The 22,847-nt window shown below is 68.9% G+C and carries 19 protein-coding genes; 17 read left to right on the top strand and 2 right to left on the bottom strand.

What is annotated here, in order from left to right; genetic code table 11:
• Window positions 1–9: 9 nt before the first annotated feature.
• Window positions 10–468, bottom strand: coding sequence for a DUF421 domain-containing protein (locus tag KEG57_RS14685; RefSeq protein WP_272420413.1), 459 nt, complete (start codon window positions 466–468; stop codon window positions 10–12).
• Window positions 469–472: 4 nt separating this feature from the next.
• Window positions 473–973, bottom strand: a complete 501-nt coding sequence (locus KEG57_RS14680) for a hypothetical protein (protein WP_272458553.1) — start codon at window positions 971–973, stop codon at window positions 473–475.
• Window positions 974–1,010: 37 nt separating this feature from the next.
• Between KEG57_RS14680 and bla the strand changes: the two genes are divergently transcribed.
• The 17 genes from bla to KEG57_RS14595 all read left to right on the top strand — a co-directional run bounded on the left by bla (window position 1,011) and on the right by KEG57_RS14595 (window position 22,797).
• Window positions 1,011–2,108 carry a class A beta-lactamase gene (gene bla, locus KEG57_RS14675; RefSeq protein ID WP_272458552.1) on the top strand — a complete coding sequence of 366 codons (1,098 nt, stop codon included), beginning with the start codon at window positions 1,011–1,013 and terminating at the stop codon, window positions 2,106–2,108.
• 155 nt (window positions 2,109–2,263) lie between these two features.
• Window positions 2,264–3,106, top strand: coding sequence for an SPM autocatalytic domain-containing protein (locus tag KEG57_RS14670; protein ID WP_272458551.1), 843 nt, complete (start codon window positions 2,264–2,266; stop codon window positions 3,104–3,106).
• A gap of 152 nt (window positions 3,107–3,258) precedes the next feature.
• Window positions 3,259–5,172, top strand: coding sequence for a chloride channel protein (locus KEG57_RS14665; RefSeq protein WP_272420407.1), 1,914 nt, complete (start codon window positions 3,259–3,261; stop codon window positions 5,170–5,172).
• Between the two features lie 190 nt (window positions 5,173–5,362).
• A complete protein-coding gene (locus KEG57_RS14660) occupies window positions 5,363–5,695 on the top strand; it encodes a hypothetical protein (RefSeq protein ID WP_272420406.1) in 333 nt (110 codons plus the stop codon).
• A 102-nt stretch (window positions 5,696–5,797) separates the two neighbouring features.
• Complete coding sequence (locus KEG57_RS14655; RefSeq protein WP_272420405.1) at window positions 5,798–6,469, top strand: TetR/AcrR family transcriptional regulator; 672 nt, start codon at window positions 5,798–5,800, stop codon at window positions 6,467–6,469.
• A complete protein-coding gene (locus tag KEG57_RS14650) occupies window positions 6,466–7,209 on the top strand; it encodes an ABC transporter ATP-binding protein (protein ID WP_272420404.1) in 744 nt (247 codons plus the stop codon). Before KEG57_RS14655 ends, KEG57_RS14650 begins: the two co-directional genes overlap by 4 nt.
• Window positions 7,206–7,973 (top strand): hypothetical protein, encoded by a 768-nt coding sequence (locus KEG57_RS14645; RefSeq protein WP_272420403.1) that lies wholly within the window; start codon window positions 7,206–7,208, stop codon window positions 7,971–7,973. Before KEG57_RS14650 ends, KEG57_RS14645 begins: the two co-directional genes overlap by 4 nt.
• Before the next feature lie 2 nt (window positions 7,974–7,975).
• Window positions 7,976–8,767, top strand: a complete 792-nt coding sequence (locus KEG57_RS14640; RefSeq protein WP_272420402.1) for a hypothetical protein — start codon at window positions 7,976–7,978, stop codon at window positions 8,765–8,767.
• A 141-nt stretch (window positions 8,768–8,908) separates the two neighbouring features.
• Window positions 8,909–14,074 carry an EB domain-containing protein gene (locus KEG57_RS14635; RefSeq protein ID WP_272458550.1) on the top strand — a complete coding sequence of 1,722 codons (5,166 nt, stop codon included), beginning with the start codon at window positions 8,909–8,911 and terminating at the stop codon, window positions 14,072–14,074.
• A gap of 179 nt (window positions 14,075–14,253) precedes the next feature.
• Window positions 14,254–15,105: a helix-turn-helix transcriptional regulator gene (locus tag KEG57_RS14630; protein WP_272458549.1), complete on the top strand. Its 852-nt coding sequence runs from the start codon at window positions 14,254–14,256 to the stop codon at window positions 15,103–15,105.
• Window positions 15,102–16,301 carry a hypothetical protein gene (locus tag KEG57_RS14625; RefSeq protein WP_272420399.1) on the top strand — a complete coding sequence of 400 codons (1,200 nt, stop codon included), beginning with the start codon at window positions 15,102–15,104 and terminating at the stop codon, window positions 16,299–16,301. Before KEG57_RS14630 ends, KEG57_RS14625 begins: the two co-directional genes overlap by 4 nt.
• A 14-nt stretch (window positions 16,302–16,315) precedes the next feature.
• On the top strand, window positions 16,316–16,567 hold the full coding sequence (locus KEG57_RS14620) for a hypothetical protein (protein WP_272420398.1): 252 nt from the start codon (window positions 16,316–16,318) through the stop codon (window positions 16,565–16,567).
• Window positions 16,542–17,870, top strand: coding sequence for a putative porin (locus KEG57_RS14615; protein WP_272420397.1), 1,329 nt, complete (start codon window positions 16,542–16,544; stop codon window positions 17,868–17,870). Before KEG57_RS14620 ends, KEG57_RS14615 begins: the two co-directional genes overlap by 26 nt.
• Window positions 17,867–18,757 carry a hypothetical protein gene (locus KEG57_RS14610; RefSeq protein ID WP_272420396.1) on the top strand — a complete coding sequence of 297 codons (891 nt, stop codon included), beginning with the start codon at window positions 17,867–17,869 and terminating at the stop codon, window positions 18,755–18,757. Before KEG57_RS14615 ends, KEG57_RS14610 begins: the two co-directional genes overlap by 4 nt.
• Before the next feature lie 152 nt (window positions 18,758–18,909).
• Window positions 18,910–20,805, top strand: coding sequence for a TonB-dependent receptor (locus KEG57_RS14605; RefSeq protein WP_372518173.1), 1,896 nt, complete (start codon window positions 18,910–18,912; stop codon window positions 20,803–20,805).
• Entirely contained in the window at window positions 20,802–21,704 is a 903-nt protein-coding gene (locus tag KEG57_RS14600; RefSeq protein WP_272420395.1) for a hypothetical protein, read from the top strand. The genes KEG57_RS14605 and KEG57_RS14600 overlap by 4 nt, the downstream gene beginning before the upstream one ends.
• A 73-nt stretch (window positions 21,705–21,777) precedes the next feature.
• Window positions 21,778–22,797, top strand: a complete 1,020-nt coding sequence (locus KEG57_RS14595; RefSeq protein WP_272420394.1) for a diacylglycerol/lipid kinase family protein — start codon at window positions 21,778–21,780, stop codon at window positions 22,795–22,797.
• The last annotated feature ends 50 nt before the right edge of the window (window positions 22,798–22,847 follow it).

Here is a 22,847-nt window from a genome sequence, read left to right as displayed (position 1 = left end):
CGGCAGCATTCAGCCACCTTCCCGCCAGGGGATGATGGCGATCGCCCCGTTTCGTTCGACGATCGCGTAACGGATCTGATCGAGGCGGAGGAGACCGTGCTGCACGTGTGCCGCCTCCAGGATGTCCTCCTCGTCGACGCTCAGCCAGGCGAGCCGCTCGCGCAGGATACGTCCCTCCTCGATGATGACGAGCGGCGTGCCGTCGAGCCACCGCTCGAATCTCGTGCTCCGGCACTTGAGCCACGACAAACCTAGCTCCAGGCTCACGAGCGTCCCCACGAGGATGATGGCGCCCGTGACGGAGTAGTCCTGCCCGAGCAGCGCTTGTTGCGTGCATTCGCTGATGATGAGCAGGAGCAGGAAATCGAACGTCGTCACCGTCACGAGCGCGCGTTTGCCCGCGATGCGAAAGACGATCAAGAGGGCCATGTAAACGCAGACGGCGCGCAAGACGAGGTTCATGGCCATGGCCTCACGGGTACACGAGGAGCGAGAGGTCGAGCGCGGGGCCGCCCTCTTCGCCGAGGGAAAAACGCAGGAGCCCGGGGCGCGAGGGGCGCAGGAGGAGCACGACGAGGCCCCCCGCTTCGACGCGCGGGAAGGTGATGACGGCTCGATCCGCGGCGATCTCGACCGAAGAGGGTTCAGGCACGTAATGCTCCACGTGACCACGCTCGAAGAGCGACGTCGAGGTGAAGAATCGGCGCGGGGCGGCGGCGTTTTGGGGGTGGGGATGGATCTCGAATCGGGTCGTGCCGTCCACGCGGGCGAAACGCTCGTACCGGACGAAAAAACCGGATTCGTCGCCGGCGCGGGCGTGGCTCAACGGGCCATCCCCGAAAAGACCCGCCGCGGCGAGCAGCACGAACAGGATGAGGAAGGCCCTGCCCACGCAACGGACGCGCAGGCTCGTGCGCTCGAATGCGAGGTCTTCACTCGTTTCGAGATCGCCCGTCCGCTTGATTTCGACCACGGCTCCCCCTGCGGACGTACCTTGGACCCAACCGCGCGTGCGTCAATCGCGTGGTTTGTCCGGGGGGCGTCCTCGACGTACGCCGACGCGGGAATACGGCTCGGGCCTCGTGCGTTCGTCGCGGATCATGCAAGGTTTGTCACTCCTCTCCGTCTCCGCCGCCGTCCTGCTCTGCGCTTGCGCCGCCCCGCCCCGTGCGTTCGACGTCACGCGCCTCGAACGGGACGTCGCCGCGGCCGAAGCGAGGTCGGGAGGTCGGCTCGGCGTCGCCGTGGTCGAGCCGACTTCTGGGCAGCGCTGGGTGCATCATGCGGGCGAGCGTTTTCCCCTGCAAAGCGTGTTCAAGGCGCCGCTCGCCGCGGCGGTGCTCGCGCGCGTGGACGCGGGCGCGCTCGCGCTCGACACGAAGATCGAGGTGCGTCGCGACGAACTGAGCGTCTGCTGGAGCCCGCTCGCGGAGGCTCTTCAAGGCGAGGCACAATCGTTCTCGCTGCTCGACCTCCTCACGCAATCGGTCGCCGTGAGCGACAATACGGCCGCCGACGTCCTCATGCACGAGATTGGCGGCCCCGACAGCATCAATGCCCTGCTTTCCCGATCGAGCGTGACGGGCATGCACGTCGATCGATACGAGCGGGATTTGCAGCTCCAGTTCCACGGGCTCGCCGCGTACGAGCCCGCGATGTCCACCTGCAAAGGGATGGACGCCGCGGTCGATCGATTGCCCAAGGACGAACAGGTGCGCGCCTTCGAGGCCTACCTGCGAGATCCCCGCGACACGACCACGCCCGAGGCGGCGGCGGATTTCCTCCTGAAGCTCGATCGCGGGGAGATGCTCACGCCCGCGTCGACGCGGGTCCTCCTCGACATCATGCACGCCACGAAGACCGGGCCTCGCCGGCTCCGTGCCGGTCTCCCGCTAGACGCGCGTTTGGCGCATAAAACCGGGACGTCGGCGGACACCGAGGGGCGCAATGGCGCCACGAACGACATCGGAATCGCGACCCTGCCGGATGGGCGAAAGCTCGTGATCGTGGCCCTCTTGACGGATTCGAGCGCGCCGGAGGAGACGCGCGAGGGGGCCCTCGCCGATGTCGCGCGAGCCGCCGTGGGGGCTCTGACGCGTCTACAATGAGATAGATCCTGCTGGCGCAGGTTGTCACATCGTCTCTGGCGCAATGTGGCCCATTGGCGTCGAGTTTGGCTAGCCTTGCTGCGGTGGGAGCGACATTCGGCGGCCTCGCGTATCGTGGCACAGGGATTGCTGAGGTGGACTACGGAGGTTCGCTTATGGCTCAACTTCTTCGCGTCGCCCGTCTCATGCAGATCCTCGTTCCCGCCCTCGCGCTCGGCGCGACCGGATGCACGGCCGAGGTCACCTCTGGCGACGGCGAAAAGAACAGCGGTGAAGGCGGTGGCGGCGGCGAAGGTGGCGACGGCGAGGGCGGCCAGGGTGGCGAATGCACGACCTATGGAGGCGACGGCTGCAAGCCCGGAGAGGTCGCGTCCTGCAATCACCCGCCCGACTTCGTCGAGATCTGGGGCGAGATGTACATGGACTGCAAGGAAATCGCGGACTGCACGACGGCGTGGGAGTACATGGCTTGCGCTACGCCGCTCGTGCTTTCGTTCGATCAGGCGAGCGTCGAATACACGATCGATGCGACGCACACCTTCGACCTCCAGAATCGCGCGAGCCACGTGACGGATTGGCCCACCGCGCGCACGCCGTGGCTCGCCCTGGACCGCGATGGCAGCGGCGCGATTGAAGACGGCTCCGAGCTCTTCGGCTCGATGTCCCCGCTCGCGAGCGGCCGCACCGCGCCGAACGGCTTCGTCGCCCTGCGTGAGTTCGACGAGAACCACGACGGGCGCATCGACGCGCTCGATCCGCACTTCTCGCGCCTGCTCGTCTGGGCCGACCGCGACGCCGATCGGCGCGCCACGCCGGTCGAGCTCGAGAGCGTCGCCGCGGTCGAGATCGAATCGATCTCCCTCGATTACGTGTCCGTGCCCCACTGCGACGCGCGCGGCAATTGCGAGGTCGAGCGCGCGCCCTTCGTGTACCGCGACGCCGCCGGCGTGCGGCGCACCGGCACCGTGATCGACGTGCGCCTCCCCCCGCAGCGTTGACGCCGCACCCCCGCCGAGGGCGTCGTCCTCGGCCGCTCCATCCCGTACGATCTCGTACGATGTTCGTTTGAGTGCAAAGATGTCTGGCACGAAGACCGGCACGCCCCGCGGCCCTCGTGCTAGACTCGGACGCACGCCAGACGAGCCGCGAAATGAATCCATCTCCGGAAAAACCGGGCGTTTCCGTCACTCGGACGCCTCTCCCCTCGCCGCGCGCACAGGGGCTCCTCTCCGCGCTCTTCGTCGACGCCTCGCCCATCGATCTTCGCCTCGTGGGCCGCACCTTGCTCCACGCGGCGCTCGTCGGGGCCGGGGCGGGCGTCGTCGCGGTCGTGTTTTTCGCCGCGATCGAGCTCCTGGATCGCTTTTTCCTCTCGGGCCTCGCCGGCTACCGCGCGCTCCGCGCCGCAGGGGAATCCTTCTTCGGCGAGCACGCCATGGGGTCGTTCCGGCCGTGGCTCCTCGTGCTCTTGCCCGCGCTCGGCGGCCTCGCGAGTGGCCTGATCACGCGCCTCGCCCCCGAATGCCGCGGCGGCGGCGGCGACGCGATGATCGAGGCCTTCCACCGCCACGACGGCGTCATCCGGCGGCGCGTCGTGTGGGTGAAGGCGCTCGCCTCCGCGCTCACGCTCGGAACGGGCGGCGCGGGCGGGCGCGAAGGGCCCACGATGCAGATCGGCGCGGCGTTCGGCTCGTTCGTCGCCGGGACCTTGAAGGTCTCGGCGCGCGAGCGGCGCATCCTCATGATCGCCGGCGTCGCGGCCGGCATGAGCGCGATCTTCCGCACCCCGCTCGGTGCCGCCCTGCTCGCCACCGAGGTCCTTTATCGCGACGACGTCGAGAGCGACGCGCTCATCCCCGCGCTGCTCGCGAGCGTCATTTCGTATTCGGTCTTCATCTCCGTCTTCGGCGAGGCCACGCTCTTCGCGCACGCGCCGCGGTATCCGTTCGTCCCGGCGCACCTCCCGCTGTATGCGCTGCTCGCGATCTTCGTCGCGCTTTGCGCCATCGTCTTTCTCAAGGTGATGGCATTCGTGAAGCGCGCCTCCGCGCGCCTGCCGGTCGCCGATTGGGCGCGCCCCGGCGTCGGCGGCCTCGCGCTCGGGCTCGTGGCGGTGCCTCTGCTCTTGCTCCTCGGCGCGCGGCACGTCCTGCCGGAGGGGCAGGGGATCGGCGTGCTTGGCGGCGGTTATGGCGCCGCGCAGGTGGCCATCACGGGCGCGTCGTGGCTCCCCGAGGGCTTTCAGGGCATCGAGCTGCTCGTCGCGCTCGCGGCCATCAAGATCGTCGCGGCCTCGCTCACCATTGGCACGGGCGGCAGCGCGGGTGATTTCGCGCCCTCGCTGGCGATCGGCGGGCTCGTCGGGGGCGCGTTCGGCCGCATCGCGGCGCTCTCGATTGGCGACCCGCGGATCGATCCCGGCGCGTTCGCGCTCGTCGGCATGGGCACGTTTTACGGGGGCGTCGCGCACGTGCCGCTCGGCTCGCTCGTCATGGTCTGCGAGCTCGCGGGCAGCTACGACCTCCTCGTCCCGCTCATGCTCGCCGAAGGCATTGCATTCGTTGCGCTGCGCGACCGTTCGCTTTATTCGGCGCAGGTCCCCACGCAGCGTGATTCTCCCGCGCATCCGCCGGGCGTGCTCGACGTGCTCCGCTCCCTCAAGGTCGCCGACGTGATGATTGCCGGCCGGCCTTATGTTCGTTTCGGCCTCGCGACGCCCGTGCCCGAGGTCCTCCGCCTCGCGGCGGACACGGGTTGGCAGGACGTCTTTCCTGTGCTGGACGAGCAGGGCAAAATGGCCGGGGTCATCACGAGCGACGTCGTGCGTCTGCTCGCCACGGAGCGTGATCTCGAGGTATTGACCCTCGCGATCGACGCCATGCAGCCGCCGGTCGCCGTGCGGCCGGACGACGATTTGAGGACGGCGACCGAGGTGCTCCTCGCGCAAGGCGTGCGGGAAGTGCCCGTCGTCGACGATTCCGGCAGGATCGTGGGTTTCCTCGACGAATCCGAGGTCGGGCGCGCCTATCTGGATGCGACGCCGCGTGAAGAGCGGGCGGCTTGAAGCTCGTTTGACCCGGGATGCGGAGAGGTCCGAGCGCGCCCTCGCTCCGCTCCCCTTTCGCTCTTCGAGCCTTGCGGGGTCACGATTGCTGCGCGTCACGTTCACGCGGAGAGCGGAATGGGACTCGCATGTGCGGGGCGGGAGCCTTCCGCGAAGACCGCGGCAGGCATTCAACCGGAAGGAGATGATCATGACACGGATACTCCGGCCCCTCTTCGCCTCGCTCGCGCTCGGGCTGCTCGCGTCGCCCGCCATTGCGACGGCCGACGAACACGCCCAGTCGCTCCACGAGCAGTACAAGGACGCCAAGAAGGACGAGATCGCGTTCGCGAATCTGCCCACCGCGGCACAGAACGCCATCCGGACCTGGGCCGAGGGCGGCGAGATCAAGAAGATCGAGCAGGTCACGCTGAAGAACGGCCAGGTCCAATACAAAGCCGAGATCAAAAAAGGGGACCAGAAGCTCGAGGTCGCCGTGACCCCGGACGGCAAGACCGTCGCCCGCGGCGAAGACATCGATTAGCCGAGCCTCCGAGCCCCGTTGAAGCGAGCTCGCGGGACCCGCGGGCTCGCTCTCGCATGTCGGAAGTTGACTCGAACGACCAGATGAGTCATCTTGGTTGTGATGGTCGCACGACGTAGCCAGAAGCCTCGTGATCCTGCGCGGCGCCAGCGCATCCTCGAAGCGGCGCGGCGGCACTTCACCCAGCACGGCTTCAAGGGGACGAACCTCGACGCGGTCGCGGCCGAGGCGGGCTGCGCGAAGGGCGCGCTTTACCTCGAGTTTGCCGACAAGGAGTCGCTCCTGCGCGAGGTCGTCGAGCAGGCGTTCGCGGCGATCGGCGCTCGGTATGCCGAGGAGGTCATCTCGATCGCGTCGCCGCTCGAGCGGCTCGTGGCCACGCTGCGTTTCGCGTATAGACAGCTCCTCGCCGACCCGATGTTCGGCAAGCTGCTCCGCGAGGACCCGGATTTACGCGCGCTCGGGCTCACCTCCGATTCGCAGAAGGTCGAGCAAGGCAAGGCGCAGCTCGCCATGATCCGCGGCTGGGTCGACGAGGGAATCGCGCGTGGTGAGATTCGCGCCGACATCGATCGCGACGCGGTCCCGATCGTGATCGGGGTCCTGCGTTTCGCGCCGCAGCACCTCGGGATGATCGCCGAGCTCGGCCTCTTTTCGACCGAGCGCGCGCTCGACGCGATCGTCGACGTTTTCCGCGCGGGCCTTTCCGCGCCGAAGAGCCCACCGCCCGCGAAACGCGCGGCGGCCACGCCCACGAGGAGATCCAAGCGATGAGCACCACGCATGCAATCGAGGTCGAGGGCCTGACGAAGCGGTTCGACAAGGTCACGGCCGTCGACGGTGTCACGTTCGCGGTCGAGCCCGGCGAGGTCTTCGGGTTCATGGGCCACAACGGCGCGGGGAAAACCACGACGCTCCGCATGCTCCTCGGCCTCACGCCAATCACGTCCGGCACGGCGCGCGTACTCGGCCGGGACGTCGGCCGCGAGACGCTCGAAATTCGCCGCTTCGCCGGGTATTTGCCGGCAAACTACACGCTCCCGCCGGACATGACGGCCCGACAGTTCTTGCATTACGTGGGCGCCATGTTCGCGCTCCCGCGCGACGTCGTCACGCAGCGGGCCGAGGCGCTCCTCCGGCGCTTCGAGCTCGTGCGCGACGCGGATCGAGCGCTCCGCGGCTTCTCCACCGGCATGACCCAAAAAGTGGGGCTCGCCCAGGCGCTCATCAACGAGCCGCGCGTGCTCCTACTCGACGAGCCGACCTCGGGCCTCGATCCGCTCGGCCGCCACGAGCTTTTGGAGCTCCTCCGCGAGCTCGCGCGCGACAAGGGCGTCACCGTCGTCTTTTCGTCGCACATCCTCTCCGACGTCGAGGCGCTTTGCCGGCGCGTCGCGGTCCTGCATCGCGCGCGGCTCGTCGCATTCGGCGAGGTCTTTGACCTCAAAGAGCAGCACGGGGCGCGCTCGATGGATGACCTCTACCTCGCGCTCGTGCGCAAGGAGGCCGCATGATCCGGCTTCTGTGGCTCGACTATCTGGCGACGCTGCGCGAGCGCAAGACGTGGCTCTCTGGGGCCATGCTGCTCTACGCGGTGCTCTCCATTCCGTTCATCCTCGCGCGCCCGCCTGCGCACGTGGAGGAAGCGATCGCCACGTGGTTTGGTCACGGCGGACCGTTCGTGATCTTCATGTACGTGTGGATCGACCTCGCGATGAACAAGATGATCGCGTTTCTCCCGGTCGTCCTGGCGAGCGGCATCGTTCTGCGCGAGCGTGACGTCGGCGTGCTCCCGATCCTCGCGGCGAAACCCCTCTCGATGCCGCGGTATTTCGCGCTCCGCGCCGTCAGCGTGTGCGCCGTCATGGCCACGCTCCATGTGGGCGCGCAGCTCGTCGGCCTCGTTTATTTCACCGCGCGTGTGCCGGGCTTTCGGCCCTCGACCTTCCTCGCCGCGATGACCCCGCACCTCTTCGCGGCGATCTTCGCGACCGGGTTTTCGGCCGCGATCGCTGGATGGGTGAAGCATCGCGGCGCCTCCGCGTTGATCGGGCTCGCCGTGCTCGGATTGCTCCTCGGTTTGTCGCTCGTTGGGTTTTACCAGCCCGCGTGGCGGACCTTGACGCTCGTGAACCCGATGTCGCTCGGCGCGCTCGCGCTCGGAAACCTCGATCACCTCGGCCTGGCCGACCTCGCGCCGCCGATGCTCGCGCTCTCGCTTCTCTCGATCGCCGCGATCGCGATCGGCGCCGCCGGCGTGCGTCGCATGGAGGCTTGACCATGTCCGAGACCGCCTCGCTCCGCGATTATTTTCTCCTCGAAGCACGGCACACGCCGCGCCGCGCGCCGCTCGCGGCCGCGATCCTCGGCGCCCTCGGCGTGCTTGGCACGCACGCGCTCCTCGTTCGTTTTCCCCCGCGCGCGATCCACTTCCTCGAACAGGCCTTCGACCTCCAGGGGATCGCGGCGGTCCTGCTCATCAACGACCTGATGGCGGCCTATTTCGCGCCCTTTTTCGTGGGGCTCGCGGGCCTGCTCGGCGCCATCGTCACCGCGCGGGAGGAGGATCAGCTCGAAGTTCTGCTCGCGAAGCCCATCCGCGCCCGCGTCCTCGTCGCCGCGCGCGTCTGGCCCATTCTCGGCGCCGCGGCTGCGACCGGCGCGGCCGTCTCGATCGCCACGGGGCTCTCGATCGTCCCCTATCTCGCGCCGGGCGACATGGTCAGCGCGGCCGGCGCGCTCGGCGGCGGGCTCTTTCTGACCGCGTTCGCTTTGCTCCTGCTTGCGCTGCTCCTGCCGCTCCTCGTGCGCATGCGCGACGCTTTCCACGCGCTGCTCATCGGATCCCTCGTCTGGCTCGCGCCCCTCATGCCGTCGGCCGTCATGATTTATCGGCCCGATGTCTACGAGGGCCGCGCGATCCTTCGATCCGCGATCACCCTCCCGAGCCTCGTCTGGCACGACGCCGCGGCGGCCTGGATCGGACCTTTGGCGTTCATATTGGTAACCCCGCTCTGCGCGCTCTTCGTGCGGATCGCAGGGCGCGTTCTCGAACGGACCGACACCCGGTGACCTGACCCAGCGGAGTGCCTTGCCCGGCCTTGACGTGCGCCGGCCGGTGCTGTCCGATGGCGGGTCGAACGCCCCGGACGGTCCCGGCTTCGTCGAGCCGCGGCAACGTATTGCGGGGCGAGCATTCACCTGGTGGGAACCATGCAATCTCGATCCGTTCCATGCACGCGCGCCGTGCGCAAAAGGCTCCGCGGCGCGACGATCGGCTGGGTTTGTCACAGCCTGATCCTCGCCGCGCTCGCAGGGTGTAGCAGCGAAGCGCGCAACGCCGGCACGCAGGAAAACGCGGGCGCGATGGCGCCGGCACAGGCCACGACAAACCCGACCGAGGCGATCGATCTCGACACCGTCATGCGGCGGACGCATTTCGGTTATCGCGCCGAGGGCGGCGTGTTCTCGGCGGGGCACGCGACGTATGCCGTCAAGGCGAGCCCCGAGGCGCTCACGGTGTGGCCGAGTGAGAGTGACCTCGCCGCGCCCGAGGAGGGCACGACGGCGCCGTTCGTCGCGTCGCTCGAGAGCATCACCCGCGGCGGACGATCGATCGCGGAGGTTCGCTCCGGAAAGGCCGCGGTCCGGCCCGACGCGAGCCTCGGCATCCAGCGTGGCGCCGTGGTCGAGCACCTCGAGAACGACGAAGAGGGCGTCGAGCAGAGCTTCGAATTCGCCGAGCGCCCGGCGGGCGAAGGTGATCTCGAGGTCAAGATCACCGTGACGGGCGAGGCATTCCTCGGCGAAACCGAGGGAGGCTTGCACTTCGCGGATCCCGTGACCGGGCTCGGCGTGCGTTACGGCGTGGCCACGTGGATCGACGCGAAGGGCGTGCGCACGCACGTCGACGCGGACTTCGTGGACGGGCGCATCGTGCTGCGCGTGCCCGCGTCGGTGCTCGACGGGAGCGCGTATCCGGCGGTGCTCGATCCCGTGATCGGGCCCGAGATCGCAATCGACACGCCCGTGTATGCCGCGGCGAACCGAGGCCAGTACGAGACGGTCGTTTCGTACGCGGGCGGGACCTTCCTCGTCGTCTGGATGGACGAGCGTTATCAGAGCACGGCGGACGTGTACGGCGTGCGCGTGTCGCAGGCCGGCACCGTGCTCGATACGTCGGGCATCCCGATCGCGGTCGCGAAGGGCAACCAATCGCAGCCGGTCGTGGCGACCAACGGCACGGACTGGATGGTCGCCTGGGTCGACAGCCGCAACAGCGCCGACGACATCTACGCCGCCCGCGTCACCTCGGCCGGTGTCGTGCAGGATCCGAACGGGATCGCGGTCACGAGCGGCGGCGGCAAGAGCCAACCGTCGATCGCGTTCGACGGCACGAACTACTTCGTCGTGCACGCGCTCTCGAGCCAGATTCGCGGCAACTTCGTCGGGACGAACGGCACGGTGAACCCGTCGAACGTGGCCATCGCGTCGCTGACGTACGTCGCGAACGACACGGCGGTCTCCTGGAACGGCACGAACTACCTCGTCGCGTACAACAGCTACACGGGGTCGACTTATTACCGCGTCGCCGCGCGACGTGTATCTCCAGCCGGCACCGTGCTCGACGCGAGTGACATCGTCGCCTGCAGCGGCTCGTCGATTTGCCCGTACTCGCAGTTCGGGATCGCGTCGGATGGGGTGAACTGGCTGCTCGCGTGGGACAACTACAGCAACTCGAACAGCATCTACGGCCAGCGCATCTCGTCGGCCGGCGCGATCATGGACGCGGGGAACGGCTTCACCATCGGCAACGGCGTCTTCAACACCGATCCCGCGCAGGTCACCGTCACCTTCGCGGGCAACGGCTACGGCGTGTTCTGGGACGATTCGAACCAGGCCTTCGGCGCTCGCATGAGCTCGGGCGGCGCGGTGCTCATCGGGGCCACGCCGCTGACGAGCGAGATGGGCAGCCGCAGCTACGTCGGCGCGGCGCACGACGGGACGAACTTCTACGCGGCCTTCTACGACACGCGCGGGTCCACAGCGACCAACCCAGGCGACATCTATGGGCTGCGCTTGTCGAACGCGCTCGTCAAGATCGACGCCACGAGCACGCTGCTCTCCCGCGCGGCGAACGACGAGCGTTCTCCGCGCGCGGCCTTCAACGGGACGAACTGGCTCGTCGTCTGGGAGGACGCGCGCCCGGGACTCACGAACGACATCTGGGGCGCGCGCCTCTCCAGCACGGGCGCCGTGCTCGATGCCGCGGGCTTCGCGATCTCGGAAGGGACGAACTCGCAGTACGTGCCCGTGGTCGCGGCGAACGGCGTCGACTGGCTCGTCGCCTGGCAGGACCGGCGCAATGGCAGCGGCAACGACGACATCTTCGCCACGCGTGTCTCCAGCACCGGCGCCGTGCTCGACGTCGGCGGCATCCCGGTGAACACGGCGGCCGGCAACCAGACGAACCCCGCCGTCGCCGCGGACGGGACGAACTGGCTCGTCACGTGGCGCGACGCCACGAGCTCGGAGATCTTTGCCGCGCGCGTCGCGCCGTCGTCGACCGTGCTGGATCCCGCGGGCGTCAAGGTCTCGACCGGCGGCGGGTCGCTGCCCGCGGTCGCATACAACGGCACGAACTACCTCGTCGCCTGGACCAAGCCGACGAACGCGAACGACATCTTCGGCTCGCGCGTGACGCCCGCCGGCGCGGTCCTCGACGCGGGCGCGCTCGCGATCCCCGTGTCGGCCGTCGTGGGCTCGGCGGAGACGAACGCCGCGGTCGCGTCGAACGGGGTGGACTGGTTCGTCGCCTGGAACGACGACTCCAACGTGCGCGGCGCCCGCGTGAACGCCGCGGGCACGGTGCTCGACGTCGTCGGCATCAACGTGAGCAGCGCGGCGAACACCCAGAACTTCCCCGCCACGGCCTGGGACGGCACGCAGTACTGGGTCGTCTGGCAGGACGATCGTACGACCCAGAACTATCAAGACGTCTACGGCGCGCGCATCTCGAGCACCGGCACGAACAAGGATGCGAGCGGGTTCGTCGTGGCGAACGACGTGCTGCAGCTCGAACTCCGGCCGCAGCTCGCGGCGGGCAAGCCGCAGGAGGTCCTCGCCGCGTACTACCGGTTCGACCCGCAGCAGCCGTACGGCTCGGATCGGGCCCGCGCGCGTGTCCTCTCGGACGTCTCGCCGGGCGCGAACGGCGCGGCGTGTTCGATCGGCGCGCAATGCGTGAGCGGCTTCTGCGCGGACGGCGTCTGCTGCGACGCGGCCTGCACGAGCACCTGCCAGGCGTGCACCGCGGCGAAGAAGGGCGCGGGCGTCGACGGCGTCTGCGGACCGATCAAGGTCGACACCGATCCCGACAACGAGTGCACCGACCAGGGCGCGAGCTCGTGCGGCACGACCGGGAGCTGCAACGGCGCGGCCGCGTGCAAGCTCTACGCTTCGGGCACGAGCTGCGGCTCGACCTGCAATGCCGGCTCGCTCCAGCCGCAGACCTGCGACGGCGCCGGGACGTGCGCGGCGAGCGGCATGCCGACGAGCTGCGCGCCCTACGCGTGCGGGGCGAACATGTGCAAGACCTCATGCACGACGGGCGCGGATTGCGCGTCCGGCTTCTCGTGCGTGGGCGGCGCGTGCGTGGGCCTGCTCGGCAACGGCGCGCAGTGCACGGCGAACTCCGATTGCCAGTCGGCGAACTGCGTCGACGGCGTCTGCTGCAACACGAGCTGCACGGGCACGTGCCAGGCGTGCTCGGCGGGCAAGAAGGGCGCGGGCGCCGACGGCACGTGCGGGCCGATCGTGGCCGGCGCCGATCCGGATAGCGACTGCTCGGCCGAGGCGGCCGCGACCTGCGGCCGGACGGGGCAATGCAACGGCGCCGGCGCTTGCCAGCTCCACGCGGCGGGCACGTCCTGCGGCAGCCCGCTCTGCCAGGGCACGGTGCTCAAGGGCCAGGTCTGCGACGGCGTGGGCACGTGCATCCCTTCCGCGATGGGGCAGGACTGCGCGCCGTACGCGTGCTCGGGCGGCGCTTGCCAGGGCGCGTGCACGACGAACGCCGATTGCGCGGGCGGCAACGCCTGCGTCATGGGCGCGTGCGTCCCGCCGCTCGCGAATGGCGGCGCTTGCATGACGAACGCCCAGTGCGCGTCGGGCTCCTGCGTCGACGGCGTCTGTTGCAACACGGCGTGCGGCGGCCTCTGCCAGGCGTGCACCGTGGCGAAGAAGGGCAGCGGCACGGACGGCGTGTGCGGCCCGATCGCGCTCGGCGTCGATCCCGACAGCGAGTGCGTCACGCAAGCGGCGTCGAGCTGCGGACAAACCGGCGTTTGTAATGGCTCGGGCGCTTGCCAGCTCCATCCGCAGGGCACCTCCTGCGGCGTCAGCACCTGCCAGGGCAGCGTGGTCGCGGGCCAGATCTGCAATGGGTCGGGCCAGTGCGTGAACGACGCGATGGGGCAGGACTGCGCGCCGTACGTCTGCTCGGGCGGGACATGCAAGAACCCCTGCACGAACAGCAACGAGTGCTTGCCGGGCAACGTCTGCACGGCCGGCGCTTGCAAGCCCGCGGGCTCGCCGGGCGCGCCTTGCTCGAACGCGTCGGAGTGCGGCTCGGGCTTCTGTGTCGACGGCGTCTGCTGCGACGCGGCGTGCAATGGCGGGTGCGAGGCTTGCTCCACGGCGAAGAAGGGCCAGGGCGCGGACGGCGCGTGCGGCCCGATCAAGAACGGCACCGATCCGGATAGCGAGTGCGCGGCCCAGGTGCCCACGACCTGCGGCCAGAACGGCCAGTGCAACGGCAATGGCGCGTGCGCGCTCCACGCGTCCGGCACGCAATGCGCGTCGGGCACGTGCACGGGGACCACGCAGACGAACCCGTCCCAGTGCGACGGCAGCGGCACGTGCGTCGCGGGCACGGAAACCTCGTGCGTGCCCGGGTATGCGTGCGAAGGGACGAAGTGCGCGACGAGCTGCACGACGAACAGCCAGTGCGCCCCGGAGTACGAGTGTGATCCGGTCATGGAGTGGTGCGTGCCCTCGATGAGCGGCGTCGGCGGTGCTGGCGGCGCGGGTGGCGCCGGCGGCGCGGGCGGCAATGGCGGCGCGGGCGGCAATGGTGGCGCCGGCGGCGCGGGTGGCAATGGTGGCGCCGGCGGCGCGGGTGGCAATGGTGGTGCCGGCGGCGCCGGTGGAGAAGGCGGCATGGGCGGCCGCCCGCCGGGCGCCGGCGGCGGCGGACAGACGACCGATGGCGGCGGCTGCGGCTGCCGTACGGCGTCGGAATCCTCCACGGCCGGCGGCATGGGCGCTCTGCTCATCGTTGCGGCCTTCGGCCTGCGCCGTCGTCGTCGCTCGGCCTGATTCTCCCCTCTCGTTCTCCCTCCTCGCCGCGCCCTGACCGGGGCGCGGCCTCCCTCCCCCGAAAGTCGAGATCGAGGTCCCGCCGACGCGGTCGTCGCGATCTTTTGTCCTTCACGGGTAACATTAGGTAACATCCGGCTACCTTGGGTAACGACGCACTTCCCCGACGGTCCGCGGCCTTGCTCACGACGAACGAGGTCGCGGCGCTGCTTCGTGTTCATCCGAAGCACGTCTACCGGCTCCTCAAGCGCGGGCTCCCCGCGCGCCGCGTCGGCGACGAGTGGCGTTACGACGAGGCCGACGTGCTCGCGTGGAGCCGGGGCGCGCCGGAAGCAGAGCCTGCGGAGGCGCCCGAGGCTTCCCCTCCGCCCTTGCTCGCGGCGAACGGGGACCTTGCGATCGAGGCCTTGTTCGACGAAAGCCGCGAGCGCTCCGCTCCGCTCGTGGGCTTCGTCCTCGCGGATCATGCGACGGGCCTCGTCCGGCTGGGGAGCGGCGCCGTGCTCGGCGCGGGCTGCCACGGCGATCATGCTCCGGCGTCGCTCGGTGGCGAAAAGCTCGCGTGGCTCCACCTCGCCGTGCGTGAGCTCGGCATCGCGCATCGAAAGGGCCTGCGGCTGCGCAGGATCTCCGGCATCGTGGGGCGCAGGCTCGCGTCGCGGCCGAGGACCGCGGGCATTCGCCACCACGTCGACGAGGCCTTGTCTCGCGAGGGTGTCGAGCCCGAGCGTGCCTACGCGCATGCCGAGGAATATCGATCCCACAGGGACGCGGTCATGGCCGTCGCGCGTGGGGACGCCGATGTCGCGCTCGCGTCGCGCGCATGGGCCGCGCACGCGGGGCTCGGATTCACGCCCGTCGTGGCGGAGGCATATGGCCTCGTGTTTCGTGCCGGGCACCTCGGCGACGGCCGTGTCCTCGCACTCTGCGAGCTCGCCCAGAGCGGGAAATACCGGGCCAGGCTCGCGCGGCACGCGGGGTACGACACGACGGGCGCCGGGGCTTTGCAGTTCGGAAGGAGTAAGTCTTGAAATTGATCCGACAAACCATGCTGGCAGGGGCGCTCGCGGCGCTTCTTTCGCCGCGCTCGGCGCTCGCCCTGGATTGCAGTGCCCTGCCAAACCCCGTCTACATCCAGAGCGGGGACACGCAGGAGCCGCTCCTCAAGGCGCTCGGCCAGAAGCTACGCGCCTCGCAGGCGAGCCCGATGACGCTCATCTACAAGACGAGCGGCTCGTGCACGAACATCGACGCGATGTACAAGGGTACGAAGCTCACGACGAACCCGCTCTACATCCCTTCGGTCGCCGAGGATCCGACCTGGGATCCGAGCAAACCCGCGCCCCAGTGCACGATCGACCCGAATGGCGTCCCGCTCGACCTCGCCATCTCGGCGCTCTTCGTGAGCGCCTGTGATCCCTCGCCGCCGCCCTCCGGGATCGGCCTCTTCCAGGGGCCCGTGCAGCCGTATGTCTTCATCGTCCCGGAGGCGAGCTCGCAGCGCGCGATCACGGCGGAGGAGGCGTATTTCGTCTTTGGCTTCGGCTCTGCGGGGAAGGTCGAGCCCTGGACCGACGAGTCGCTTTATTTCATCCGCACGACGACGAAGAGCACGCTGCTCACGATGGCCGCGGCCATCGGCGTGCCGGGTGCGAAATGGAAAGGGGTGATGCTCGACAAGTCCTCCGAGGTCCTGAGCGGCGTCGCCACCTCGCCGAATCCCGAGAAGACGATCGGGATCCTCGGCGCCGAGATCTACGACGGCAACCGGGACAAGGTCGACGCGCTCGCGTTCCAGGCCTTCAAGCAAAAGCACGCCTACTACCCCGACTCCACGGCGACGTCCTTCGACAAACGCAACGTGCGGGACGGCCATTATACGATCTGGTCCCCGACGGTGTATCTCGCGCCGGTCGACGCGCAGGGGACCGTGACGAACCCCCGCGTGCGGTACCTCGTCGACATGATCCTCTCGAAGACCGTCTCTCCCGCGCCGGAGTTCGATCCGCTCGACGTCGTCATCTCGAAGGGTCTCGTCCCCGACTGCGCGATGAAGGTCACGCGTTCCTTCGAGGGCGGCGACCTCTCGCTCTACACCCCTGCCGAGCCGTGCGGGTGTTTTTACGAGAGCCGCGTGGGAATGCCGAGCGCCGCGTGCAAGACGTGCGGCGGAGACGGCGAATGTGGCGGCGGCAAGTGCCGGCATGGCTTCTGCGAGGCGAAATGAGCACGAGACATTTCATGTTGGGTCTTTTCGTCCTCGCTTTGCTTGCAGGCGCGTGTGGCGAGGAGAATCCGCCGGCAAACCCCGCGGGGAGCTCGTCGAGCAGCGGCGCGGGCGGGAGCGGCGGGGCCGGGGGCGAGCCCGAATGTTTCCCCGAGCCCACGAGCCACGTGGAGATCATCAACGCCTGCACCGACGCGGAGAAGGTGGACAAGGCCGTGAACCTGCCGCTCCTGAATGCCGATGGCTCGCTTCCGCCGCTTCCCTGAACAGGCATTTCGGCGGCTCGTCGCGCTCGCGAGCCTGCTCGTCGCGAGCGCGTCCGGAGCTGCGTGGGCCGAGACCAAGCCGAAGCCGCCGGAGCCGCCCGTGCGCCTTCGCCTCTCGGGCTACGTGCAGGCCGACGCCGTGGCGTACCGGCAATCGTCCCAGGACGAGATCAACCCTGCGACTGGCGCGCCGCTCAACGAGGATCGATTCACGATCACGCGGGCGCGCCTGCGCGCCGAGGCGAGCGCGCACATCGTGAGCGGCGCACTCGAGCTCGACGCGAACACCGTCGAGGGACCCGCCGCGCGTGTCATCGAGGCCGAGGTCTCGGCGCGCTGGCAAGGCGCGAACGCCGAGGCGCCGCCTTACGTCATGGCGACGCTCGGCCTCTTCAAGATTCCTTTTGGCGTCGAAGGACCCGAGCGCGAGCGAAACCGCCTCTTTCTCGAACGAAGCACGACGAGCCGCGCGCTGTTTCCGGGCAACTACGACCTGGGCTTCCGCCTTTCGGGCGGATATCGTGTCTTTCGGTATGCCGTGGCCGTCATGAACGGCGAGCCGGTCGGGCAGGTGTTTTTCCCGGCGCGTGATCCGAACGGCGGCAAGGACGTCCTCGGCCGCATCGGCGTCGATACGAGGCCGCTCACGAGGCTTCGCGTGCAGGGCGGGTTTTCGGCCCTCTCCGGCACGGGCCTGCACCGGGGAACGCCGAGCACGAAGGATGTCCTCGTCTGGCGCGACGAGAATGAAAATGGCCTCGTGGAGGGGACCGAGATCCGCGTGATCCCCGGGACCGCGGCCACGCCCTCCGAGAACTTCGACCGCTTCGCGCTCGGCGCCGATCTGCGGCTCACGGCGAAATTCCCGGTCGTCGGCGAATCGTGCCTCTTCGGGGAAATCGTGCGCGCGCAAAACCTCGACCGCGGCGTCGAGCCCGCCGATCCGATCGGCACGGGCCGTGATCTGCGTGAGCTCGGCTTTCACGTCGGCATCACCCAGGAGCTCGGTCGGTATGCGATGATCGGTGTGCGTTACGATCGGTACAACCCCGACCAAGACGCGAGCGAGCAACGCGGCAAGGACCTCGTGCCCCGCGATAGCACGTATTCCACGTACTCGATTGCCGCCGCGCTCCGGTACACGCCCTCCACGTGGACGTTTGCGCGGGACAACCCGTTTCCCGCGCTGCGTGTCGTGCTCGAATACGATCATCGGAACAACGCGCTCGGCCGGACGGCGGGCGGGCTGCCGACCACGCTCGGGGACGACTCGTTCGCGATCCGCGGGGAGGTGTCGTTTTGAATCGGTGGCACGCGCTCGTTCTGGTTTTGCCAGGGCTCTCCGGCTGCGGCGGCGTGCCCTCCGATCCTGGACTCTTTGCGGACATGCGTGTCGCGCCCGGCTCGTACGTGGAGGGGTCGATGCCAGAGGAGAATGGCGGACCCGGCGTGGTCGCCGTGGACCTCGGTACGAATCGCGTGCGGGCCGGGCAAATCGACAAACCCTTGCGGGGATCCCTCGCGCCGGAGGCCACGTCGGTCGCGCTCGGCCTCGCCGGGGACACGGGGTACTGGATCGTCCCCGCAGGCTTACCCGACGTGCAATCGCCGGCGTTCCCCACGTTCGACATCTCCCTCTCGTTTTCGCCCGATATGCGGGCAGGATCGTACGAGCTCCTCGCGCGCGCCGTCGACGCGGACGACCACTTCGGCCCCGCGAGCCGTCACCCGCTCAAAGCTACGGCGATCGCCGCGCCCAACGGAAAACTCGTCGTCTCGCTTCGCTGGGATCGCGAGGCCGACCTCGATCTGCACGTCGTCGATCCGCACGGCGTCGAGATCTACAAGCGCAACATCAACTCGTACGAGCTGCCGCCGCCCGGGCAGCCTGTCGATCCCACGGCGTGGCAGTCCGGCGCGATCCTCGATTTCGACTCCAATGCGGGGTGCGTCATCGACGGCAGGCGCATCGAGAACGTCGTCTGGAAGGACGAGCCGCCGCCCGGCCATTACATCGTTCGTGTCGACACGTTTTCCCTCTGTGGCGAAGGCTTCGCGAACTGGTCGATCGATGTCCTCCGGAGCGGCGTCTCGCTCGCGCGGTCCGCAGGACAGAGCGGGCCCACGGACGAGGCTATGCCGCATGACAGGGGTGCCGGTGTCCTCGCGGTGGAGTTTGATCTCCCGTGAGGGGACGCGCCGCATTCGTGATGGCGGCGCTGGCCGTGTGCTCTTTTTCGACGGCGGCCCATTCCGACGAACCACGAGAGGTCACCGTTCGCGCGGCGCCACGCAAGCGGGAGCCGGGACGCGCGACGGTTCGGGCCGACGAAGCCCGGCGCGTGGCGGGGACCCGGGACGATGCGCTTCGAATCGTCGAGAGCCTGCCGGGCGTCGCGCGCGGCGGCTATTTCGGGGGAGGGCTCGTCCTCTGGGGCGCCGCGCCGGGGGATAGCCGCGTCACCGTGGACGGCGTGGAGATTCCGATCCTCTATCATGGCAATAGCCTTCGGGGCGTGCTTCCTTCGGGCCTCGTGCAGGCCATCGACCTTGCGCCCGGCGCGTATGGCGCCGAATACGGCCGCGCGCTCGGCGGCCTCGTCCGCGTGACCACGCGGGAGCTTCCGGCGGAGGGCATTCACGGATCGATTGGCGCGGACTTCCTCGATGCCGCGGGCATGGTGAGCGCCGCGGTGGGCGCTCGCGTGCGCGTCGCGGCCGCGGTGCGCGCGAGCCATTTCGATCGGCTCGTCGCCGCCGTGGCCCCGCCGAGCGTCCTCGATGTCGTGCCCATCCCTCGGTATCACGATTACCAGTTCAAAGCCTCCCTCGCGCTCCGGGAGGACGAGGAACTCTCGGCGGTGCTCCTCGGCGCGGGGGACGAGCTCACGCGCATGCAGCCATCGTCCGACCCCGCGAAGGCACGTACCGAATCGACCGAGAGCTCCTTTCAACGATTCTATCTGCGGTACACGCGCGCTCTGTCCGACGGCGCGAACGTCGTCATCGTCCCGTTTTTCGGCAGGGATCGCGAGCGTCGGGACGCCTCGTTCGGCGGCGTGCCGCAGGCGCGGGACACGCTCACGTGGCGGTATGGCCTGCGCGCCTCGTATCGCGTCCCGATCACACAGGCCATCGTCGTGACGGCCGGCGTAGACGCCCTCGCGTCCCGCGCGAGCCTGTTCCGACAGGGCTCGCTCACGTTGCCTCCGAGGGAAGGGGATCTTTACGTCTTTGGCCAGCCGCCCGGGAGTGACGTCAATGCCGATGATTGGAGCACCAACATCATCGACGTCGGCCCTTTCTTCGTCGCGGAGCTACGCCTCGGGCCCTTTCTCGTCACGCCGGGGCTGCGTGCCGACCTTTTCCTGGTGGAGGGTTCCCGCAGTACCCCGCGCGTGGGACAAACCCCTGGCATCGGCTCGTCCCGCCTCTTACCGGCGCTGGCTCCGCGGCTCTCGGTGAGTGTCTCCCCCGTGCAGCACGTGACGCTCTCCGCGAGTGGAGGCCTCTACCACCAGCCACCCGCGGCCGAGGATCTCGGCCCGGTGTTCGGCACGCCAAACCTCGTGCTCTCGCGGGCGGCGCACGCGAGCGCCGGAGCGTCCGTGCGCCTGCCCGCGAGCCTCGACGTCGAGGTGACCGGCTTTTTCGTGTCGCTTGACGACCTCATCGTCCGCAGCCGGCTCCCCACCCCGAAGCTCGCCGCCGCCCTCACGCAGGAAGGCGAGGGCGAGAGCTTCGGTGTGCAGGTCCTCACGCGAAGGCAATTCCGGAATGGGCTTTACGGATGGATCGCCTATACCGCGAGCCGCAGCGAGCGGCGCTACGTGGGGGATGCGTCCTCGCGGCTCTTCGATCACGATCAGACGCACGTGCTCACGGCGACGGCAGGCTACGAATGGCGCGGATGGACCTTCGGCATCCGGTTTCGCCACGCCATGGGCGCGCCACGCACGCCCGTCGTGGGCTCGTTCGACGACGTGACGACCGGCCGCTTCCAGCCGATCTTCGGCGCGCAGAACGGAACCCGCCTCCCGAGCTTCCAGGCCCTGGATCTCCGCGTGCAGAAGGCGATTGTATTGCGCCGCGCCTCGGTCGTCCTTTCCCTCGACGTCACGAACGCGACGAACCAGGAGAACCCCGAGGAGATCGTTTACAATTACGATTTCAGCCGCAAGAGCTTCATCTCGGGTTTGCCCGCGCTGGCCATTCTCGGTGCGAGGGTCGAGCTGTGAAGAGCCCTTTTTCGCGGGTGACGATCTTTCTCGTCCTCGCGGGGTGCTTTCCCGTCGAAACCGAGCGCGAGTCGCTCGTGACAGGCCCGCGGATCCTCGCGGTGCGCAGCGAGCCGCCCGAATCGAAGCCCGGCGAATCCGTCACGTACGAGGCGCTCGTGGTGACGCCGGATGGCGAGCCCGAGGACGCCGCAATGCGCTGGGCTTTTTGCGCGGCGCCAAAGCCACTCACCGAAAACGGCTCGGTCAGCACCGCGTGCCTTGGAGACACCGTCCGGCCGATCGTGGGTATATCCGGGAGCGTGACGGCGGCGACGCCTCCCGACGCGTGCTCGCTCTTCGGCCCCGAGACGCCGCCCGGCGATTTCCGCCCGCGGGACTCGGACGCAACGGGCGGGTTTTACCAGCCAGTCCGCGTGGAAGCCATGCAGCGGACCGCGTTCGTGCTGGAGCGGATCACGTGCAACTTACCAAATGCGCCGCTCGACGTCGCGGTGGAGCTCGCCGAGCGCCACGTCCCCAATCGAAATCCGAAGCTTCTTCCGGTGCGCGCGTTCGTGAATGGCGCGCCCGCGTCGCTTGGTGCCTTGCCCGCGAGCGCAGACGTGCGATTCGAGGTCGGCTGGAGCGCCGAGGACGCCGAGGTGTATCCCGCTTTCGACCCGAGAAAGCAGGCGCTCGTGGATCAACGCGAAGCCTTGCGTGTCTCCTGGTATGCAACCGCGGGGCCCTTCGAGAGCGACGTGACAGGGCGGGCGACGGACGACACGGAGACGACGGTGTCGAACGGATGGCGTGCGCCCGACGAGCCTACGCGGGTGTTTTTATGGCTCGTGTTGCGGGACGGGCGCGGCGGGACCGATTTCGCAGGGTATGTCCTCGACGTGGCCCCACCGTGAACGGCATCTACTCTTCCAGCGGGAGATACGTGCCCGTGAAACGACGGCCCGTTTCGGGTAAACTTCGCCGCGCATGACCGCGCCCACGCACCTCCTCGTCGCGAACCCCCTGGCCCAGAGCGGGCGCAATGCGGCGCGCATCGAGATCGCATTGCGCCTGCTTCGCGCGGCAGGCCTCCACGCCCGCCTCTTGCCAACGGAGCCCAGCGGACGGACTGTGCAGGCGGTGCGGGACGCGCTCGCAGAAGAGCCCTATCGATGCGTCATTGCCATGGGCGGAGATGGGACGTTCCGCGAGGTCGCCGAAGGGCTGCTCGAGAGCCCGCGAAGGGACGCGGTCGCGCTTGGAATGCTGCCCGCGGGGACCGCGAACAACCATGGCCGGAGCTTCGGATTGCGCGCGGGGGAGGGGGCTCTCGCGCGGAACGTCCGTGTCCTCGCGGCCGCCCGGGAGACGCGGCTCGACGCGGGGAAGCTCCATGCGATGGACGGCGCCGGCAGGACGATCGCACGCGCGACGTTCTTCGATTCGGTAGGTTTTGGCATCGGAGCCGCGGTGATTGCGGCGCGCAACGTGGATCGGGATCGTGTCCGGCGTTTCGGCCGAGCCTTCGCACTTTATCGCGACGAGCTCGTGTACGCGGGTGCCCTGGTCCGCACGCTCGTTTCCGCGCCGAGCCCCGACGTCGATTTCGTCGCCGACATCGTCTCCGATGGATTTCACGACGAGGCACGGCTCACGGAGCTCTTGATTCGAGGGACGCGCGTCTACGCAGGCGGATGGGTGGTCGATCCGACGTCACGCCACGACGACGGCCTCTTCGAGGTGTTCCCATTTCCCACCCGGCGCGATTGGCTCCGGCGCGCCACGTTCGGCCTCTCCGTCGGTCCCCTCGCTCGCGCCGGGCTCGTCGCCCCGGCCGCGCCTCCGGGGACGCGGAGGGCTTCGCGGATCGACGTCCACTTCCGCGTCGCCGAAGGCGGCGCGCCCCCGCCTTGCCAGCTCGACGGCGAAGAATTCCCTCGCGCCGAGCGCGCTTCGATCGAGGTCCTCGCCCGCGCCTTGCGGCTGATCGTTCCGGACGAATTCTGATCCGTTTGAGGACAAAACGTTTGACGACGCTGCCCGATCAGGGAACGATG

This window comes from Polyangium jinanense, from assembly GCF_028435365.1.
The sequence above is the reverse complement of the archived record's forward strand: the minus strand, read 5'-3'. Positions and strand labels throughout refer to the sequence as shown.

Bases quoted from the DNA above. Each gene is read 5' to 3' on its own strand.
- KEG57_RS14685 (WP_272420413.1), bottom strand. From the start codon at position 468: ATGGCCATGAACCTCGTCTTGCGCGCCGTCTGCGTTTACATGGCCCTC.
- KEG57_RS14670 (WP_272458551.1), top strand. From the start codon at position 2,264: ATGGCTCAACTTCTTCGCGTCGCCCGTCTCATGCAGATCCTCGTTCCC.
- KEG57_RS14665 (WP_272420407.1), top strand. From the start codon at position 3,259: ATGAATCCATCTCCGGAAAAACCGGGCGTTTCCGTCACTCGGACGCCT.
- KEG57_RS14660 (WP_272420406.1), top strand. From the start codon at position 5,363: ATGACACGGATACTCCGGCCCCTCTTCGCCTCGCTCGCGCTCGGGCTG.
- KEG57_RS14655 (WP_272420405.1), top strand. From the start codon at position 5,798: ATGGTCGCACGACGTAGCCAGAAGCCTCGTGATCCTGCGCGGCGCCAG.
- KEG57_RS14650 (WP_272420404.1), top strand. From the start codon at position 6,466: ATGAGCACCACGCATGCAATCGAGGTCGAGGGCCTGACGAAGCGGTTC.
- KEG57_RS14645 (WP_272420403.1), top strand. From the start codon at position 7,206: ATGATCCGGCTTCTGTGGCTCGACTATCTGGCGACGCTGCGCGAGCGC.
- KEG57_RS14640 (WP_272420402.1), top strand. From the start codon at position 7,976: ATGTCCGAGACCGCCTCGCTCCGCGATTATTTTCTCCTCGAAGCACGG.
- KEG57_RS14635 (WP_272458550.1), top strand. From the start codon at position 8,909: ATGCAATCTCGATCCGTTCCATGCACGCGCGCCGTGCGCAAAAGGCTC.
- KEG57_RS14620 (WP_272420398.1), top strand. From the start codon at position 16,316: ATGTTGGGTCTTTTCGTCCTCGCTTTGCTTGCAGGCGCGTGTGGCGAG.
- KEG57_RS14615 (WP_272420397.1), top strand. From the start codon at position 16,542: ATGGCTCGCTTCCGCCGCTTCCCTGAACAGGCATTTCGGCGGCTCGTC.
- KEG57_RS14595 (WP_272420394.1), top strand. From the start codon at position 21,778: ATGACCGCGCCCACGCACCTCCTCGTCGCGAACCCCCTGGCCCAGAGC.